Below are 16,543 nucleotides of genomic sequence, written 5' to 3'. Positions count from 1 at the left end.
TCTTCTCTCCTCTACCACCGCTTCACATGCTTCATCTTCCTGCCGGAAATCAAATTCATGAGAACAATAATTCCAAAAGCGATGACAATTACGATAGCAACCCAGATTCCCGCAGTCACATAATCTCCATCCTGTATCACCATGGCAATCTTCTGGGAAATCGTTCCCGTCTTCCCCGGAATATTCCCGGCAAGCATGGAGGTTGCCCCATACTCTCCCAGCGCTCTGGCAAAGGTAAGTATCGTGCCGGACGCAATTCCCGGGCCTGCAGAAGGCAGAACCACCTTCCAGAAGATCCTGGACTCAGACATGCCCAGAGTCCTTGCCGCATAGACCAGATTCACATCAATCTGCTCAAAAGCCGCCCGGGCATTCCGGTACATAAGAGGAAACGCAATGACCGTTGCCGCAATAATACACCCAAGCCAGGTCTGTACCACCTTGATATCAAAGTTTTCATATAAAAAAATTCCCAGCGGTCTCCTCCTGCTGAATATCAGAAGCAGGAAGAATCCCGCAACGGTAGGCGGAAGCACCAGAGGAAGGGTCAGGATTCCATCCAGAAATGCCTTTTTCCCCGGCGCTGCCTTTATCACCTTCCTTGCCGCAAATATCCCCAGAAAGAAGGAAATTACGGTCGCTACCACCCCTGTCTTCAGGGAAATGAACAGCGGACTCCAGTCCAGATTTTTCAAAATCTCAGCCATCGTTCTCTCCCGCGGGCATTCGCCCGGCTTTTCCTCTGCCTACTCCACATCTGTATCAAAATAATAGGAATCAAATACTGCTTTTGCCTGATCAGACAAAATAAATTTCAGAAAATCTTCTGCCGCCTTTGCCTGTGCATCATCTGCCTCGTCATTTTTTACCCGGGCAATAGGATAAATAACATTACCAGTCAGATCATAGCTGACTTTCTCCAGAATCACCAACTCATCTTCATATCCGTAAGTATCGGAATAATAAGTCGTTCCCACCTCACAGGAGCCTTCTGCCACTGCTGTCAGTACCTTACTTACATTATCCTGCTCACTGATTTCCACACCGCCGAGTGCATCCGATATTTCCTTTGTGGAAATGGCAGACACATCCTCTGCCGCATTCAGCATACCAAGATTCACCATTGCCTGTCTGGTATACTTTCCAACCGGAACGCTGCCGCCCGCCAGCGCAATACTGCCCGCATTTCCGATATCTTCAAGACCGGTCACCTTCGTTCCGCTGTCTTTAAGTGTCACAACTACAACCTGATTATTCACAACATTTGCTCTTGTATCATCCACCAGGAGTTCGTCCTGCTCAAGCTGGTCCATCTGTTTCTGTGCCGCAGAAAAGAAAATATCACATTCATATCCCTCTTCAATCTGTGTCATCAGAGTACCTGAACTGTCTGCATTATAGGTGATCTTAACCTCCGGATGCTCCTCATTATACATTTTAGCCAACTCTGTCATAACTGTATTCAGACTGGCTGCGATAAACACCTGAATCTCCGTTTCTTCTGCCTCTGCCGTTTCTTCCTTTTCGTTTTCCTGTGTACTCTGTTCTGCCTTCTCGCTTCCACATCCCATAAGCATACTTCCTGCCATTACCGTCACTAATAAACTGCTTACAATCTTTTTAAACATTTTTATTTTTCCTCTTCTTTTGTTATTTATTTTTATTCTATTATTTCCAGTAACACCTCAATAACGCCGCCGCATACCATTCCCTCTTCTTCGGCATCTGCTCCGGTCATATCCACCTTATAAATACCGGGCTCTGTTCGGCCGTTCCGGATAAACTCCAGTGCTTTCCGATAAATCTCCGCCTCCGCACATCCGCCCCCGATTGTCCCGATACACGTTCCATCCGGACAGATGAGCATCTTTGTCCCCACCTTCCGGGGTGCCGAACCTTTTCTTCCAACAATGGTCGCCATCACCTGATGACATCTTTTGTCGCCTTCACCGGCACAGCCGGATTCCTCCCGGCAGATTTCCCTGAGAATTTCCTTCGGATACCCACCGTCACATTTCTTCCGGTTCTTTACCTCGATAATTTCCGCCATAATTGCAATGGCAATCTCCTCCGGGGTTTCTGCGCCGATATCCAGTCCGATGGGCGAGTAAATTCCTTCTATAACCGCAGGATCTCCTCCATTGGCAATAATGGTTTCCTTTACAAGCTTAACCCTCTTTCTGCTGCCGATCATCCCAATATAGGCATGTTTTTTCCGGGCAATATTCTCCAGACAGACCTGGTCATAACGGTGTCCTCTCGTTACGATGATGAAGTATGTGTCTTCATCCCCTTCTATCCGCCGGAGCCCATCCTCGAATGGCTCACAATAAACAGCCGAAGCACCTTCTCTTCTGGCATTATCAGCAAACACAGGCCGGTCTTCCAACACCGTAATATGGAACCCGAGCATCCGTCCCATCTGAATAATCGGAATCGATACGTGTCCGCCGCCGCAGATTACCATCTTCTTCTCACGGCCGAGAATCTCACAAAACACTTCCTGGTCATCGATTCGAAACCGTCCGCTCTCTTCAATGGCTTCTGTCTCTTCCCGATGTTGATCAAAAAAGCCATTTTCGCAGGATTTCCAAACGATTTTCCGATTGCATATCAGTGCCTTTTCACCAATACTCTCCCCGGACAACACCGTTGCCACCAGATTCTGCTGATTCCTGTCCGCTGATTCCACAGCCTTATAAAATTCCAGCATTGTTTTGCCTCCCTGTTACTTTCCAAACCCACAGTTCGGGAATGTACATACCGGACAGGAGAGACACAGGCCGCCCTCTCCCAGCAGATCCAGATCTTTCTTCTCCAGGATTTCTCCTGCCATCACCCTTGGAAGCACCAGATCAAAAATCGTCCTCTTCGCATACATGACACATCCCGGAAGTCCCATGACCGGAATATTATTCTCCCCATAATAAGCCAGAAGAAACATCGCTCCCGGAAGCACCGGTGCCCCATAGCTCACTATCCTCGCACCGCAGTTACGGATAGCAAGTGGCGTTCTGTCATCCGGATCTACGCTCATTCCTCCGGTACAGATAATCATATCCGCTCCCGCATCCAGCATCTTCTGTATCCGCGCAGTTATATTCTCATGATTATCATCGCTGATCTCATGGGCAATAATCTCTGCATCGTATTCTGCCAGTTTTTCCTCAATTACCGGTGTAAATGTATCCTGAATTCTTCCATAGAAGACCTCATTTCCGGTAGTAACAATTCCAACCTTCCGTTTCTTAAAAGGAAGTATCTCGAATATGGGCCTGTCCCCCGCTTCCTCTTTTGCTTTCTCCATCTTCTCTTTCTCAATGACCAGGGGGATAATCCTTGTTCCTGCAATCTTATCCCCTGATTTCACAGGAAAATTTCCGTGGCGGCTGGCTATCATCATTTCTCCCAGAGAATTGATGCGATTCAGTTTCTCTGTGTCCACCTTTAACAGCCCGTCACACTCAGCAATTAATTCAATCTTTCCTTCTTTTATCTCTGAAGGACGCATGTGTTCATTCTTACAGATATCATAGAGAATCTGCGCCGCATCATTTTCATGGAGCATCTTCTCATCCTTCTCCCAGATATAGAGATGATCCTTTCCCACAGACAGGAGCACCGGAATGTCCTCCTCCGTCACCACATGTCCTTTACGGAAAACCGCATCCTTCGTAACACCTTTGATAATTTGTGTAATATCGTGACACAGCACCTGCCCAACGGCATCTTCTGTTCTCACCAGTTTCATTTTCTCCACTCCCTTGTGACGATATTCTTTCTTTTTATGAGTATAACAACATTTTATACTTTTTAAAGTTGTCCAAACAACATTTTTACACAAAAAAATAGATTGCGTAAAAAAAGAGAGACAGGCTCAGGAAACCCATCTCTCGTCCGATAAAATAAAATGATTTTTCTTTACGGTCAATATACCTTCTTTTTCCATCTTCTTCAGCTCATGTGACAGCACACTCCGGTTCAATCCCAGATAATTTGCAAGCTGCTCCCGGTTAAAATCTATGTAAAAATCATCGCTCTGATAGCGCAGCCTCTGTATCTTCAGATACTTCTCTATCTTTTCTCTTACATTTCCGGAGGACAGAATCTCTATCTTGCGGTACTTACGAATATCTTCATTTGCAAGAAATTTCACGATTCTCTGATAAAACCAGATTCTGTCCCCATCCTCCAATGTTCCCGGCTGCTCGATACATCTGACCGGAAACCAGTATACACTGGACGGCTGTGAGGCATACATGGAATACGGGCTTGTTTTCTTCACACTGACTGCTATCTCCAGCCCTACTACGTAGGAAGGCTTAAGCTTCTGGACCATCTGTTCTGTCCCATCTGAATAAAACTGCACCTTACAGATTTCTCCGGAGAGAAGAACTCCTATTTCGTTTACCATGCTTTTCTCAGAAATAACCATCTCATTTTTCTGATATTGTCTGATTCTGCCTCCAAGGGAGGAAATAATACTCTCTGCTTTTTGCCTGTCCATCTCCCGGAACAGAAGGCAATTATAAACTTCTTTATTCAAATCCATTAGCAACTCCCTGTTATCCAATATCAAGATCAATTATCTATTAAATACCGTTTTAATTTCTCAACGTACAGTTCACCCATCTTACTCAGCAGCGTATTTTTTTTTGTGATATATCCAATTTCCATCACACTGTTTTTATTATTTTCATCATCAGCAAAGGGAACTGCAACAAAATCACTTCCGTTCAATTCTTCACATATAATACCTGAACAGAGAGTATAGCCATTCAACCCCACCATCAGATTCAGCATCGTGGCTCTGTCATTTGCCTTAATCACCTGAGAATATTCATTCGTAGAGAGTATTTCCTCTGCAAAATAAAAAGAACTGTTATCCCCCTGCTCAAAAGACAGACACGGATATCCTTCCAGCTGCTCAAAGCTGATTGCCTTTTCGCCCGCCAGCGGATGATTCTTCCAGATATAAACATATGCCTGACATTCTATGAGATGAGAAAATTCAAGCCCGGCAGATTGTAGCAATTTTCCCATAGATTTTCGGTTAAAATCACAAAGATAAAGAATTCCTATTTCACTTTTCATCGTACTGACATCACTGATAACTTCTGCCGTTTTTGTTTCCCGGATAGCAAATTCATATTTTGACATATCGAATTCCTTCGCCATATCTACAAATGCTTTCACAGCAAATGAATAGTGCTGAGTAGATACCCCAAACTTCTTTTTATAAGAACCGCCTTTTCCATATTTTTCAAGAATATTTTCATACTGCCCATAAAGCTGTTTTGCATAAAGAAGGAATTCTCTTCCATCATTAGTCAGTGTAACCCCTCTTCCACTCCTGTTAAATAAAGTAATCCCCAACTCTCTTTCCAGCTCTTTCATAGAATTAGTCAGAGATGGCTGTGACACATACAGCTGCTCTGCAGCCTTATTCAATGATTTCGTTTCTGCAATTGTTATTAGATAGTTCAACTGTGTTAATGTCATTTTCCATCCTCTTATTTTGTCCGTTTTTCCAAAAGAATCCCATCTTTTAATGTCCAGGCTTCGCCCCGGACCGTCTCCACTCCATCCACAATGCTCAGATAACTTCCATCCGGAAGAATCAGAAATTCCTTTCCCATACTATCCGGATATGTGATATCCTCATACAGTCTCTTTCCATCCAGAATACTGTTTTTCACCATCTGATAATGCGGAAGAATCATGATTTTTGTAAGATTCAACCCCTGCAGATAACGCTGATAATTCTGATCCAGAGATTCTCCCTCCAGTTCCGGCTGCGCATATACGACATCCGCGCTGTTCATACTGCCTGCACTGATTCCTATAATAATGCCTTCAAAGTCCTGTATCTTTTCTCTCAGACCAATTCTCCGGAAAAAAGCATTCTGCGTCGGCACATGACCTCCTCCGAGGAAAATCACATCATAAGAAGCCAGGATCTCCTGTGAAAAATCGATTGTCCTGTCATCCCACAAATCAAAGTCGCTAATACTAAGACCTGATTTTTCTACTGCTCCGGCAAAAAAGGCTGTCATCTCATCATTTTCCCAAAAACAAGCCGGAAATGCCGTAATCATCAAACATCTGGAATCTTTCTTCCACAATTTCTTCAGATTAATCACAAAATCATTCATTTCATCCAGACCTTCGGCCGGTCTGCTTCCATCCAGCGGTCCGGTAGGACTGCTTGTAAGAAATATGCTCTTCATATACACTCCTCCTCGTATAAAGCTAGTATTACTATAACGTGTTATTTTCTATTTGTCTATGTCCTTTCCACCGCATATCCTCGCTAATAAAAAAGTTCTTTCATCTAAATTCACAGAATTTTCACACTTTTTATTATCACTCGCTATTGACGAGTGATAACATATGTGTTATAGTACAAATAGAACATGGGAAGAGAAATAATTATCTTCCCGATATTCATAAATCAACACTTCGGATTTCTCCGATAGTGCAAACTTCAGTTTATGTCATGAAAGGAGATATGACTTATGTTAATGCCTAGTATTTTTGGAGAAAGTTTATTTGATGATTTTATGGATGGTTTTGCTTTTCCGGACATCGATAAGAAATTATACGGTAAACATGCTTCCCATATTATGAAGACCGATGTCAGAGAAAAGGACAACACTTATGAAGTGGATATTGATCTTCCGGGATTTAAGAAAGATGAGATTCAGATTCAGCTTGAAAAAGGCTACGTAACAGTAAGTGCTGCAAAAGGACTGGATAAAGATGAGAAAGATAAAAAAGGTAAATACATCCGCCGTGAACGTTATGCCGGAAATGTAAGCAGAAGTTTCTATGTAGGTGAACATGTTCAAAAAGAAGACATTCATCCGAAATTTGAGAATGGTATTCTATCCTTTACTGTTCCGAAAGAACAAAAAGTATTGGAGAATGACCCCCACTCCATTTCTATTGAAGGTTAATAATTCAGACAGGCAGGACAAAATGTTCCTGCCTGTCTACAGTCTGAACCCTTCTTTGTGAGAAGGGCTATTTTATGTCTTTTATTCAGATATAATCTTGTGTTTTACTTTCCACTATAATTCTTTATTTTGTCAGCACTTTTTTACAATACTTGTGTGCTCCACAATTTGGACAAACCAGTTTACGTTTTGTAAGGGTATGGGGTCCCATAACATAATCCTTCATAGTTGGAATAAATCGAGTTTTACATTCCGGACATTCAAATGCTCCTGCATCTCGGTCAAGAACACAGGCAATAACAATCCCGATTACAAGTATACATAACCCCCAAATAATAAGAAATAGCCGCATCCAGGATTCCATTGCCAGTACTCCCGACAAAACAAACAAAGGGATAGCCGCAATTGAAGTAAGTAACGCTACCATTGCTGATAAAATAATTTTCTTTCTGTTTTCCTGTGCTTCTTTTACTAAATTCACCATATTTTCCTCCGCTTTCTTTTGATAATCTTCTTCAGAAACTCTTTCTCCGGATAAAAGTTCATTCACTGTTATTTCTAACTCATTGCACAGAGGCAATAGCAATGATACTTCCGGAAAACCATTTCCACGTTCCCATTTTGAAATTGTCTTATCACTGATTTCTAATTTTTCAGACAGCTGTTTCTGTGTATATCCTTTTCGCTTTCTCTCATCAGCAATAAATTTTCCAATTTTTATTTGGTCCATTTGATTTCCTCCTTTCTGAATTGATTATCCTTCAATTTTATTTAACTTCACACCCACGCCTCGTAGATAATGGTGAATTTCAGCGGATTCTACGCTGCGTAGATATGCTCCACACATATTCCATAATACTTTATGAGCGCATATTGTCTGTTATTTCCATGTGACAGGATATTTCAAATGCTTTGGGAGCTTTGTTCTGCGACTCCCTTTAGCTGCGTTTATCTGTCCCTGCGACAGAAACACAGCTTCCCTTAAATCCGCCCCATCAAAATTTGCATCTCTTGTGTCAGTCCTAATAAAAGTTGCACCTTTCAATTTGCAATTATGAAAATCAGATGCAATCAATGGTTTCATATTAAAATCAAAACCACTCAAGTTTTTCCCTCTAAAATTCCGGTTAAGAAAATTTGTCTCTGTTACTTTTTTTACTCCGAGAAATTTTTTTAATTCAACACAAGACTTTTTCAAAATATAATTAACCTTGTCCTGGTAAGAATCGATAGGATAATGAAGCATTTCCTCAATGGATAGCTTGCAAATTGCATCATTCTTCTGCAGAAGTTGTTCTATTTCCGGCAATAGTATCTCAGATGAAGCCAGCTTCTTACTCTCATATAGGAAAAAACGCAACTGAAACATTCTATATATCAAATTTATACAAGGTTTTCCTATCGGTTTATTCTGTGGGAATCCATCTGATTTAAAACAGTACAATGCGATACAACATAATCCACTGCACCTTGAACAATCTGAAACTAATCTATATGATTCATTTCTATCTTCAACAATAATATTCCTCTGATGTTTTTCCATTGAATGCGTTTCTCCTAACATTATTTGTGCTCAATAAATTGGAATCTAACTTGAGATCTTATGCAATTCTTGATTGACCTTCCAATAAACAGCAAGTGAGATTGCCATGGTAATGCAGTCCGGCACAGCCTGTGAAGCAATCTGTTTTTTATTCCGTCCTTTAATCTTATAAGATATATTTATAACAAGTATTTATACTTTGTCAATCACAGACTGGGCATGTTCCATTTTTTCTGAATGATTGCCCCCTTTGGATAACTTATAGCATGAAGAAATTCATGTAACGGCATCGCAACAAAAAATCCAATAATAAAAGACAGCGGCATAAACCATAAATTAAATATAAATTCATCCGATTGCGCCTTTTTTGTAAAAAAAGAAAACCTCCGTATGAAATGATATCATACGAAGGTATCATTATTGCAAATGAATATAATTTAGTTTTAATTTTTCTCATCATCTACAAACTCAAACAATTCTTCAACAGTAACCGAAAAGACTTTTGCGATATCCATTGCTAATTTCAATGATGGATTGTATCTTCCATTCTCCAAATGAACGATAGTTTCACGCCTTGCATGTACCAATTCTGCCAAATCAGCCTGTTTCAATCCTGCTTTTTCACGATATTCCTTAACTTTCGTTTTGAGAGCCATACTTAGACCCCCTTACTGTCCATAATACAGAAAATGATAAACCGAATAATTGCCAGAAGAAGGATTGCTCCGACTAGTGCATATCCTGCCATGACGCCATCTAAGATTGTAATTGCCCCTGCAAAGGCAATAACGACAGTAACAACGAGCATAATTTTCAGGCAGATCGAATCTGCACGTCTTAAGTTACAAATAGCCAATTCATCCTTTGTTTCCTTGCTATACTTACGAATACGGTCTGCTTGCATTACGAAAAATATGATTGTGAACCCGGCAACAGCATATTGAATGGACATATAGTAGTCATGCCAATCCCGCCTTGCCCACATCCAATAATAACAAAACAGTAAAAGCGCATAAACAATTTTCGTTCCAACTAATTCTTTCAATGAGACTTTTGATTTCATAACTAAAACCTCCATGTGATATATTTATAACTTATGCGTGTTATAAATATATCACATGTTTTATTCTAAGTCAATAATCAAGTGAATTATTTCTAACATTATAATGTTAGAAAAAGTCGATGGTCTGTATGTTCTCACAAATCCATCGACTCTGCTTCACATCATATTAGTATTTGGTAAAATTCCAGTTTCCGATTTCAAATTTAAACACTTTCAGTTGGAAATACAGTCATCTTCCTCAGACCATTTCTTGTTGCTGACGGTATATTTTCTCCTTTATAAAGATCCTTAGTTCAAAAAAGAGCATAAACAGTGTTGCAATCAAAAATCCAATCATCAAAATCCTATGGCAGACTGCAAAATAGGCAACATATGCCACAATAGCCAATAAGTACACAATAACCAATATGTGCCATTTCTTAGCAGAGCTATCGGCAATTATTTTCTTTTTTACGGTAACATTTCCCTTAATCAATTCGTCCAGGCTAAGCTCAAATTCATCACTGATTGCAATCAGGTTGGCAACATCGGGAATACCTTTGTCCGTTTCCCATTTGGTAATTGCCTGTCTGGACACATTTAACTTTTCAGCAAGCTGTTCCTGTGAAAGACCTGCTTGTTTTCTTTGTTCTCTGATTTTTTCTCCTAAACTCATTTTTGAATCCTCCTCATTTTTGTTTGCACGCTCATCATAGCGATTCTGCAAGAATTCCACAAGAAACAAGCGATTACATTTATGCTACTTAACGTAGCAAGTGCAAAATGTTGCTCAATTTAAGAAAATGTGTTTCAACAATCCAATCAAAAAACTAATCGCCGCCGTAACAACAGTACTAATGATAGTCTCTGTCCGAGAAAAGAACTGGAATCTGTCGTATTAGAGATACCAAACCAAGCCATTTTCTGTTGCCTGAATCATTGCCCCCTTTGGATAGCTTATAGCATGAAGAAATAAGAGATAAGCCTTATAAAAACAGCTTAATTATCTCTTTTGCCCACGAAAGGTAGGTCGGAACAATTGTATCAAGCGATTTCTTTACAGCAGCAATGTCCTGTGTGGAAAACTCTCCGATTTTTTGAAATACATTTCCTGTGGCTTCGGTATCTCCCAAAGCAATTAAAGCCCGTGCGTTATCACCTATATGCCACAGAGGCATACCCCATATAGCTTTTTCGCCTAATGTCATAGTGCGTCCTCCTATCTGAACAACTTGTTCGTATTAATGATACCTGTTTAATGTCTGAAAGACCACCACAATCGAAGTTCTAAATGTAAACTACAGGTTGCATTGATAGTTTTTGAGGCTTTTATCCATTATCGAACTGCATACCTTCGACTAAGTCAATCTCCGTCTTCATGGTCTTTGATTCTTCAATCGTAATGACGCCGTTCTCTCCGACTTTTTCCATTGCATCGGCAATCATCTCACCGACTTCTTCATTACCGGAAGAGATTGCAGCTACTTTTGCAATATGTTCCTTACCTGTAACAGGATGGCTCATTTCTTCAATCGCCTGTACAGCTACATCTGCTGCCTTCTTCATTCCTTTTCTTAAAACAATTGCATTTGCACCTGCTGCAATATTTTTCATTCCTTCTTTCACAAGTGCCTGTGCCAGAACTGTAGCGGTTGTTGTTCCATCTCCTGCAATGTCGTTTGTCTTGGTAGCCACCTCTTTTACAAGCTGTGCTCCCATATTTTCAAAACGATCTTCCAATTCAATCTCTTTTGCCATGGTCACGCCATCGTTTGTAATTAATGGTACACCGTAAGATTTATCCAATACAACATTTCTTCCTTTTGGTCCCAATGTTACCTTTACTGTATCTGCCAGTCTGTCTACGCCGGCTTCCATCTTTTTTCGAACATCAATATCAAAACTAATCTCTTTTGCCATGATAATTTCCTTCTTTCAACAGTTATTACTCTACAATTGCCAGAATATTGTCCTGGCTTACAATTTTATATTCTTCGTCGCCAATTTTTACTTCTGTTCCGCCATATTCAGATAGAATGACTTTATCTCCTTCTTTTACCTGCATGGCAACCTTCTGTCCGTCTTTACATTTTCCCGGACCAACTGCGATTACTACAGCTTCCTGCGATTTTTCTTTTGCGCTGTCTGGCAGAATGATTCCTGATTCTGTCTTTTCTTCAACATCCTGATACTGAAGAACTACTTTGTCACCCAATGGTTTTAATCTCATGTGAATAACCCGCCTTTCTTTTGTTTGCACTCTTTTTAGTTGAGTGCCACCGCGTTTTGCAAAAAAATATGTTTCTGCCGAAACACATTTTGTTTTTAAACTTTTTAATTTTAAAACATTATATCGCCTGTATTTTTCTTGTCAATAGTTTTTCGGAATAATAAAAAAAGATGCAAAGCACTTTAATCATTACTTTGCATCTTTTCATCAATTAAATTAATTCATTTATATTATTCCTGATTTTTTCCGATACTGCCCAAAAAACCTTCAATTCTTCTTCCGACACACCTTTTAAAATCATACTGTTCATTGCTTCCCTTCTATTCGTCATTTCTGTTACCAGTTCCTTCGCAAAATCAGCTATTTCATAATGAATACATCTTCGATCATTCTTATCCGGTATCGCAATAAGATAATTTTTCCTGCAGAGACTGTCAACTGCCTGTGAAATATGTCCACGATTCATCATTAACTGATGGTAGATATCCGTAGCGGTATTATGTGTTCCGCATTTTGAGAGGAAGTATAATATCTCCAGTTCTGCTCTTTTCATATTATATTTTTCCCGTAATTCAGTGCTCTGTTCCTCATAATCTGAGATCAGTAATTATTTCATTTCGCAAAGTTCACAAAATCTCCACATATTTTTTAGCACTCTCTATTGACGAGTGCTGATATTCGTGTTATATTGCACATAGAACAAAGGAAGGAAAAAGATTTTTCTTACAGGCAGGCAGGGCATAAAAGGCCCTGCCTGTTTCTAAAAACCAATTATATTCCGAAGGAGGTTTTTAATATGAGTACAAGCATTAGGAATTAACTACTGTTTGGAAAACTGTGCCTGCAAAAATTCATACAGTAATCGGTTGGTCGTACGGTTGATCCGCTCATCCTCCAGAAGTTCCCCAAATGGTTCGGAAAGGTCACACTCCCCACAGATATCCACTCCGATCACTTGTTGGCAAAGAAAGACTTCTTTCAATATCCTCTCTAGCATTGCAACGGACATCGTTCCCTGACTCCAGTTTGTACGGGCACTATAGCGGTCCAATACATCCTTGTCAATGGAAATATAAACCGGCAGATTCTGTCGGATTTTTTGGATTTCTTCCTCCATATCTTCCACCTCAATTTCCTGCATGCTTATACAAACAAGTTTTTCCATCCGTTCCTTCGGAATTTTCTTCAGGCTTTGGCGCGACGGACCAATGAGGATCAGTTGCTTTAAAAATTGATTTTTCTGCAATAGTTCCCCAGCCCAGCTTCCACAACTGGTCAGGTCATGAATCATGGGCTGCTGCATATCAGAATGATGATCAAATAAAACTAATGAAAATGGCTGTTTTATCTTTTCCACGAAAAACTTCGTAACATAATGATAATTCCCATTATCCAGAAAGTGGATTCCTTCCGGACCATTTTTCTCAAGACGGTGCCTGATTTCTTCTTCGGCCTCCCTGGTACAGTACATAGTAGTCCCATTGATATCACTTAAGTCCAGTCTTCTTGCTTCCTGAACCCACTCTTTCGTCTCTTCACTGTATATATGAGAAAAATCCAGGAACACTACTTCATTATTCTTCATTGAATCCTCCTCTTCCATACCCCAAATAAAGTTCGCACCTTAGAGGTGTGGGAAGTGTTAATATTTATTTCTTGTTCCGCTGATAAAACTCTTTCAAATCAGCTTTCACTTCATCTGGCAGTATTGTTTTCTTTATCCCTTCAATAGCACCTTCCAGTTCCATTAACCGATTGATACAAGCCGACTCATCAATTTCTTGTATTTTTTACCAAGCTGCCTTAGCACCAACTTTCTTTAACTCATCAACAGAGTATATGCCTACCTGTATTCATATTATTATAGGATATTTTCGCACAGAACTCTTTAGGATATCCTCTGTCCAGCAATACCTTATATAATTCGTCCGTTCGTTCCGATGCCATTAGCATTCACTCCTGTTATTTCAAAAATCCGCTAAATTAAAATTCCTTCCAGATGATCCAGCTCATGCTGACAGATCTGTGCCGGCCAGCCACTCAGTTTCTGTCGATGTTTTTTCCAGTTCATATCATAATATTCCACTTCGATATTTTCATATCTCGTAGTTTTTCTCACACCGGTAAGAGAGAGACATCCTTCTTCCGTCTCATACGGAGTATCCTTGCTTAGCAGTACCGGATTAAACATCACAATATCTATAAATCCCATATTCACAATAATGACTCTCTTTTTCACACCGATCATATTTGCAGCCATACCCACACAACCGGAACGATTTGCCTGTAAGGTATCCTGCAGATCTTTCCCCACCTGCAGATCTGCCTTTGTAGCAGGTTCTGATTTTTGTCCCAGAAAGAACACATCTTTCATTATCGGTTTTACCATCTATCATTCCTCCATGTCATATCATCTCTTTTTCTGTGAGTTACTGAATTCATCCACCATATAAGAAAATCCGGTAACTTCCCAAAATGCCTCGTGTTTCCTTTTTCTTTTTTGCCTTGCATTTTCTTTCAGCATATCATTCTTGATTTCAATCTGTTGATTCAGAGAACCAATCTGATCCATTACTTCATCATATAAATTCAATTGTTCAGAATCTGCAAATGGGAGGAGAATTTTCAAGTGTTGATATCTTTCTTCAATCAATTTCTTCCTTTTTTCTTAAACAATCCCATTTGATCAATCCCTCCGAACTATATAGTGATTATATCAACAAAATCATATTTCTACCATAGCGAGGTTTTTTCATTTCCATGTTGTATAAGGGACTCTCTTTTCCCATATAAGTGAAAGGTTCTTTTTCTAAGAGCAAGATCCACCCGTGTTTAACAGTAGTGCCATTTTGGCAACTATTCCACTTACGGGTTTTCATCTTGATGGGGATTACGGTCTTCGTTCCACTACGGTCCGCGCTAAACGCAGGTCCACTGGACCTGCAGCGCCCCCATGCCCTCGTTTTTGACATCACAGATGTCTTCTGGCTTCCACTAAAAAGTGGTCGCAGCAACATAGGTGCAAATGGAAGGGAGGAATATGCATAGAACAAATAAAAGGAAAGATGTTACTCATCCACATTTTGTAGCTGTAAGACTTACTGATGCAGATAAGGCTCTTTTAGATCAGGGGGCATCCACACTTGGCATTTCCAGATCGGAGTACTTGAGAAAATTACTTCTTGAAAAGGAAATTACAAACAGAATCGAGGTTGTAGCTGACATGGATGAACTAAGAAACTTGGTCAATGAATATGGAAAAATCGGATCAAACCTTAATCAGATCGCAAGATATTTTAACACTGGTGGGGAAATCTCTGCGGAAATGAAAGATGAAATCCGGCAGTGTATCTCTGATCTGTTTTCCTTAAGAAAAGAAGTACTACGAATGGCAGGTGTATTGCATGGCCATAATCAAACACATTAAAAGCAGAAATGCAAATTATTCCGATGCACTGGAATATCTGCTTTTCCAACACAACGAAAAAACAGGAAAACAGATTCTTGATGATTCCGGTAGGAAACTGTTGAGAGAAGAATTCTATATGGACGGACTGCATTGTGACCCAATAGCTTTTGACAAAGAGTGCGAAAAGACAAATACATTTTTTCACAAAAATCAAAAAAGAGGGGATATCAAAAGCCACCATTACATCATCAGTTTTGACCCTGCCGATGCAACAGAATGTGGACTCACCGGAGAAAAGGCACAGGCATTATGTCTGGATTTTGCCAGAAAAAACTTTCCTGGTTATCAGGCACTGATCGTCACTCATACGGATGGGCATAATGGCTCCGGTAACATTCATACCCATATTGTCATTAACAGTGTCCGGAAATATGCAGTTGACCGGCAGGATTACATGGACAAGCCACATGAGCATGAAGCCGGATTAAGCACCGTTCCACAACAAGATTTCTAAATCATTTAAAAAAAGAAGTCATGGAGATGTGTGACCGGGAAGGGCTCCATCAGGTGGACCTGCTTTCTCCGGCACCTGCAAAAATGACAAGAGGAGAATACTGGGCAAAGACGCATGGACAAGAGAAAACGGATCAAGTGAATGAGAAAATCCGTGCTGCCGGACTAAAACCGGCTTCGAGTGTATTCCAGACACAAAAGCAATTTCTGCAGAATGCCATTAATGACTGCTCGCACTTATCCGGAAGTTTCGATGAATTCCAATCTCTGCTTTTGGACAAATACAATATTTCTGTCATTGAGAAAAGAGGAAGCTACCGATATTTTCATCCGGACAGGGATAGACGGATCTCCAGACAAATGTAAAGGCAATGCAGAATCAGTCTTATGCCCGGAAAGTGAAGATCAGCAATCTGCAGCAAATGGCAGATACCTTGATTTATATTCAGGATCACGGTTATGACACCAGAGAAGATCTGAGAAAACAGGAAACTGACATCCGGTTAAAGATAGAAGAAGCGCAGGAACATCTTTGTTTTTTGCAAGCACTTTTTGGAGAAAAATGAAAAATATTCTATTTTACAATAAACATGCACATACCTTCTCATACGTCGGTTATCAGTTCTTCCGGAACCGTCCGATAGCCTTTTGCCAGGATCCGAATTCTCCGCCTCTCTCTCCTTAATGTCAAGTTCAGGTTCATCCCGGCTTTTCTGGCTGATTTTTTTGACAGAGCTTTCTCGGAACGTTTCTTCCGTCAGTCCTTCTCTTGTCATTTTAGAAAAGATCTTGTCTTTCGCTGTATATTCTTTTCCTGCCATCTTTCCTCCTTTCCATCGAAATAGAC

24 protein-coding genes and 1 pseudogene are annotated in these 16,543 nt (G+C 40.3%); 5 read left to right on the top strand and 20 right to left on the bottom strand.

Annotation, left to right across the window (positions count from 1 at the left end; all coding sequences use genetic code 11):
• Positions 1 to 11: 11 nt before the first annotated feature.
• The 7 genes from modB to ACQRCC_RS07695 form a co-directional block, all read right to left on the bottom strand.
• On the bottom strand, positions 12 to 707 hold the full coding sequence (gene modB, locus ACQRCC_RS07725; RefSeq protein WP_427850235.1) for a molybdate ABC transporter permease subunit: 696 nt from the start codon (positions 705 to 707) through the stop codon (positions 12 to 14).
• A gap of 39 nt (positions 708 to 746) precedes the next feature.
• Positions 747 to 1,628, bottom strand: coding sequence for a molybdate ABC transporter substrate-binding protein (gene modA, locus ACQRCC_RS07720; protein WP_427850234.1), 882 nt, complete (start codon positions 1,626 to 1,628; stop codon positions 747 to 749).
• A gap of 32 nt (positions 1,629 to 1,660) precedes the next feature.
• The gene (locus tag ACQRCC_RS07715; protein WP_427850233.1) at positions 1,661 to 2,713 is read right to left on the bottom strand and encodes an XdhC family protein; all 1,053 of its coding nucleotides are present in this window, start codon (positions 2,711 to 2,713) and stop codon (positions 1,661 to 1,663) included.
• A 15-nt stretch (positions 2,714 to 2,728) separates the two neighbouring features.
• Positions 2,729 to 3,751, bottom strand: coding sequence for a molybdopterin-binding protein (locus ACQRCC_RS07710; RefSeq protein ID WP_427850232.1), 1,023 nt, complete (start codon positions 3,749 to 3,751; stop codon positions 2,729 to 2,731).
• A gap of 126 nt (positions 3,752 to 3,877) precedes the next feature.
• Entirely contained in the window at positions 3,878 to 4,552 is a 675-nt protein-coding gene (locus tag ACQRCC_RS07705; RefSeq protein ID WP_427850231.1) for a Crp/Fnr family transcriptional regulator, read from the bottom strand.
• 29 nt (positions 4,553 to 4,581) lie between these two features.
• Entirely contained in the window at positions 4,582 to 5,502 is a 921-nt protein-coding gene (locus tag ACQRCC_RS07700) for a LysR family transcriptional regulator (RefSeq protein WP_427850230.1), read from the bottom strand.
• 11 nt (positions 5,503 to 5,513) lie between these two features.
• A complete protein-coding gene (locus ACQRCC_RS07695) occupies positions 5,514 to 6,230 on the bottom strand; it encodes a Type 1 glutamine amidotransferase-like domain-containing protein (RefSeq protein WP_427850229.1) in 717 nt (238 codons plus the stop codon).
• A 288-nt stretch (positions 6,231 to 6,518) separates the two neighbouring features.
• On the opposite strand from ACQRCC_RS07695, the gene ACQRCC_RS07690 reads away from it, so the two are divergent.
• Positions 6,519 to 6,959 carry an Hsp20/alpha crystallin family protein gene (locus ACQRCC_RS07690; RefSeq protein ID WP_427850228.1) on the top strand — a complete coding sequence of 147 codons (441 nt, stop codon included), beginning with the start codon at positions 6,519 to 6,521 and terminating at the stop codon, positions 6,957 to 6,959.
• Between the two features lie 124 nt (positions 6,960 to 7,083).
• Here the strand turns inward: ACQRCC_RS07690 and ACQRCC_RS07685 are convergent, their stop codons facing one another.
• The 13 genes and pseudogenes from ACQRCC_RS07685 to ACQRCC_RS07625 all read right to left on the bottom strand — a co-directional run bounded on the left by ACQRCC_RS07685 (position 7,084) and on the right by ACQRCC_RS07625 (position 14,367).
• On the bottom strand, positions 7,084 to 7,689 hold the full coding sequence (locus ACQRCC_RS07685; protein ID WP_427850227.1) for a helix-turn-helix domain-containing protein: 606 nt from the start codon (positions 7,687 to 7,689) through the stop codon (positions 7,084 to 7,086).
• A 150-nt stretch (positions 7,690 to 7,839) separates the two neighbouring features.
• A complete protein-coding gene (locus ACQRCC_RS07680) occupies positions 7,840 to 8,502 on the bottom strand; it encodes a pentapeptide repeat-containing protein (RefSeq protein ID WP_427850226.1) in 663 nt (220 codons plus the stop codon).
• A gap of 443 nt (positions 8,503 to 8,945) precedes the next feature.
• Positions 8,946 to 9,158 carry a helix-turn-helix transcriptional regulator gene (locus tag ACQRCC_RS07675; protein WP_427850225.1) on the bottom strand — a complete coding sequence of 71 codons (213 nt, stop codon included), beginning with the start codon at positions 9,156 to 9,158 and terminating at the stop codon, positions 8,946 to 8,948.
• Between the two features lie 2 nt (positions 9,159 to 9,160).
• Complete coding sequence (locus tag ACQRCC_RS07670) at positions 9,161 to 9,565, bottom strand: hypothetical protein (RefSeq protein ID WP_427850224.1); 405 nt, start codon at positions 9,563 to 9,565, stop codon at positions 9,161 to 9,163.
• A 238-nt stretch (positions 9,566 to 9,803) separates the two neighbouring features.
• Positions 9,804 to 10,220: a helix-turn-helix domain-containing protein gene (locus ACQRCC_RS07665; protein WP_427850223.1), complete on the bottom strand. Its 417-nt coding sequence runs from the start codon at positions 10,218 to 10,220 to the stop codon at positions 9,804 to 9,806.
• A gap of 310 nt (positions 10,221 to 10,530) precedes the next feature.
• Positions 10,531 to 10,752 carry a hypothetical protein gene (locus tag ACQRCC_RS07660; RefSeq protein WP_427850222.1) on the bottom strand — a complete coding sequence of 74 codons (222 nt, stop codon included), beginning with the start codon at positions 10,750 to 10,752 and terminating at the stop codon, positions 10,531 to 10,533.
• 124 nt (positions 10,753 to 10,876) lie between these two features.
• Positions 10,877 to 11,464 (bottom strand): annotated as a pseudogene (locus ACQRCC_RS07655) (TCP-1/cpn60 chaperonin family protein); the annotation flags it as partial.
• 25 nt (positions 11,465 to 11,489) lie between these two features.
• Positions 11,490 to 11,774, bottom strand: a complete 285-nt coding sequence (locus tag ACQRCC_RS07650) for a co-chaperone GroES (RefSeq protein WP_427850221.1) — start codon at positions 11,772 to 11,774, stop codon at positions 11,490 to 11,492.
• Between the two features lie 211 nt (positions 11,775 to 11,985).
• A complete protein-coding gene (locus ACQRCC_RS07645; protein WP_427850220.1) occupies positions 11,986 to 12,327 on the bottom strand; it encodes a MarR family winged helix-turn-helix transcriptional regulator in 342 nt (113 codons plus the stop codon).
• 267 nt (positions 12,328 to 12,594) lie between these two features.
• Positions 12,595 to 13,359, bottom strand: a complete 765-nt coding sequence (locus ACQRCC_RS07640) for an arginase family protein (protein ID WP_427850219.1) — start codon at positions 13,357 to 13,359, stop codon at positions 12,595 to 12,597.
• Between the two features lie 64 nt (positions 13,360 to 13,423).
• A complete protein-coding gene (locus ACQRCC_RS07635) occupies positions 13,424 to 13,552 on the bottom strand; it encodes a TfoX/Sxy family DNA transformation protein (protein WP_427850335.1) in 129 nt (42 codons plus the stop codon).
• A 200-nt stretch (positions 13,553 to 13,752) separates the two neighbouring features.
• Positions 13,753 to 14,163, bottom strand: coding sequence for a peptide deformylase (locus tag ACQRCC_RS07630; RefSeq protein WP_427850218.1), 411 nt, complete (start codon positions 14,161 to 14,163; stop codon positions 13,753 to 13,755).
• Between the two features lie 21 nt (positions 14,164 to 14,184).
• On the bottom strand, positions 14,185 to 14,367 hold the full coding sequence (locus ACQRCC_RS07625; RefSeq protein ID WP_427850217.1) for a hypothetical protein: 183 nt from the start codon (positions 14,365 to 14,367) through the stop codon (positions 14,185 to 14,187).
• 447 nt (positions 14,368 to 14,814) lie between these two features.
• Here ACQRCC_RS07625 and ACQRCC_RS07620 point away from each other — a divergent pair, with 447 nt between their 5' ends.
• The 4 genes from ACQRCC_RS07620 to ACQRCC_RS07605 are packed head-to-tail and all read left to right on the top strand — an operon-like array spanning position 14,815 to position 16,262.
• On the top strand, positions 14,815 to 15,201 hold the full coding sequence (locus ACQRCC_RS07620) for a plasmid mobilization protein (RefSeq protein ID WP_427850216.1): 387 nt from the start codon (positions 14,815 to 14,817) through the stop codon (positions 15,199 to 15,201).
• On the top strand, positions 15,179 to 15,697 hold the full coding sequence (locus ACQRCC_RS07615) for a relaxase/mobilization nuclease domain-containing protein (protein WP_427850215.1): 519 nt from the start codon (positions 15,179 to 15,181) through the stop codon (positions 15,695 to 15,697). The genes ACQRCC_RS07620 and ACQRCC_RS07615 overlap by 23 nt, the downstream gene beginning before the upstream one ends.
• 26 nt (positions 15,698 to 15,723) lie before the next feature.
• A complete protein-coding gene (locus tag ACQRCC_RS07610; protein ID WP_427850214.1) occupies positions 15,724 to 16,062 on the top strand; it encodes a hypothetical protein in 339 nt (112 codons plus the stop codon).
• Between the two features lie 5 nt (positions 16,063 to 16,067).
• Positions 16,068 to 16,262, top strand: coding sequence for a hypothetical protein (locus ACQRCC_RS07605; RefSeq protein ID WP_427850213.1), 195 nt, complete (start codon positions 16,068 to 16,070; stop codon positions 16,260 to 16,262).
• Positions 16,263 to 16,543: the final 281 nt, after the last annotated feature.

The sequence above is a fragment of the Sporofaciens sp. SGI.106 genome (assembly GCF_050314255.1).
Classification (GTDB): Bacteria; Bacillota; Clostridia; order Lachnospirales; family Lachnospiraceae; genus Claveliimonas.
The sequence above is the reverse complement of the archived record's forward strand: the minus strand, read 5'-3'. Positions and strand labels throughout refer to the sequence as shown.

Excerpts from the sequence above, each read along its gene's own strand:
- ACQRCC_RS07675 (WP_427850225.1), bottom strand. The coding sequence starts at position 9,158 with ATGGCTCTCAAAACGAAAGTTAAGGAATATCGTGAAAAAGCAGGATTG.
- ACQRCC_RS07615 (WP_427850215.1), top strand. The coding sequence starts at position 15,179 with ATGGCCATAATCAAACACATTAAAAGCAGAAATGCAAATTATTCCGAT.
- ACQRCC_RS07645 (WP_427850220.1), bottom strand. The coding sequence starts at position 12,327 with ATGAAAAGAGCAGAACTGGAGATATTATACTTCCTCTCAAAATGCGGA.
- ACQRCC_RS07695 (WP_427850229.1), bottom strand. The coding sequence starts at position 6,230 with ATGAAGAGCATATTTCTTACAAGCAGTCCTACCGGACCGCTGGATGGA.
- ACQRCC_RS07670 (WP_427850224.1), bottom strand. The coding sequence starts at position 9,565 with ATGAAATCAAAAGTCTCATTGAAAGAATTAGTTGGAACGAAAATTGTT.
- ACQRCC_RS07685 (WP_427850227.1), bottom strand. The coding sequence starts at position 7,689 with ATGGACCAAATAAAAATTGGAAAATTTATTGCTGATGAGAGAAAGCGA.
- ACQRCC_RS07660 (WP_427850222.1), bottom strand. The coding sequence starts at position 10,752 with ATGACATTAGGCGAAAAAGCTATATGGGGTATGCCTCTGTGGCATATA.
- ACQRCC_RS07665 (WP_427850223.1), bottom strand. The coding sequence starts at position 10,220 with ATGAGTTTAGGAGAAAAAATCAGAGAACAAAGAAAACAAGCAGGTCTT.
- ACQRCC_RS07610 (WP_427850214.1), top strand. The coding sequence starts at position 15,724 with ATGTGTGACCGGGAAGGGCTCCATCAGGTGGACCTGCTTTCTCCGGCA.
- ACQRCC_RS07710 (WP_427850232.1), bottom strand. The coding sequence starts at position 3,751 with ATGAAACTGGTGAGAACAGAAGATGCCGTTGGGCAGGTGCTGTGTCAC.
- modB (WP_427850235.1), bottom strand. The coding sequence starts at position 707 with ATGGCTGAGATTTTGAAAAATCTGGACTGGAGTCCGCTGTTCATTTCC.
- ACQRCC_RS07715 (WP_427850233.1), bottom strand. The coding sequence starts at position 2,713 with ATGCTGGAATTTTATAAGGCTGTGGAATCAGCGGACAGGAATCAGCAG.
- modA (WP_427850234.1), bottom strand. The coding sequence starts at position 1,628 with ATGTTTAAAAAGATTGTAAGCAGTTTATTAGTGACGGTAATGGCAGGA.
- ACQRCC_RS07690 (WP_427850228.1), top strand. The coding sequence starts at position 6,519 with ATGTTAATGCCTAGTATTTTTGGAGAAAGTTTATTTGATGATTTTATG.
- ACQRCC_RS07650 (WP_427850221.1), bottom strand. The coding sequence starts at position 11,774 with ATGAGATTAAAACCATTGGGTGACAAAGTAGTTCTTCAGTATCAGGAT.
- ACQRCC_RS07605 (WP_427850213.1), top strand. The coding sequence starts at position 16,068 with ATGCAGAATCAGTCTTATGCCCGGAAAGTGAAGATCAGCAATCTGCAG.
- ACQRCC_RS07620 (WP_427850216.1), top strand. The coding sequence starts at position 14,815 with ATGCATAGAACAAATAAAAGGAAAGATGTTACTCATCCACATTTTGTA.
- ACQRCC_RS07700 (WP_427850230.1), bottom strand. The coding sequence starts at position 5,502 with ATGACATTAACACAGTTGAACTATCTAATAACAATTGCAGAAACGAAA.
- ACQRCC_RS07705 (WP_427850231.1), bottom strand. The coding sequence starts at position 4,552 with ATGGATTTGAATAAAGAAGTTTATAATTGCCTTCTGTTCCGGGAGATG.
- ACQRCC_RS07630 (WP_427850218.1), bottom strand. The coding sequence starts at position 14,163 with ATGGTAAAACCGATAATGAAAGATGTGTTCTTTCTGGGACAAAAATCA.
- ACQRCC_RS07680 (WP_427850226.1), bottom strand. The coding sequence starts at position 8,502 with ATGGAAAAACATCAGAGGAATATTATTGTTGAAGATAGAAATGAATCA.
- ACQRCC_RS07640 (WP_427850219.1), bottom strand. The coding sequence starts at position 13,359 with ATGAAGAATAATGAAGTAGTGTTCCTGGATTTTTCTCATATATACAGT.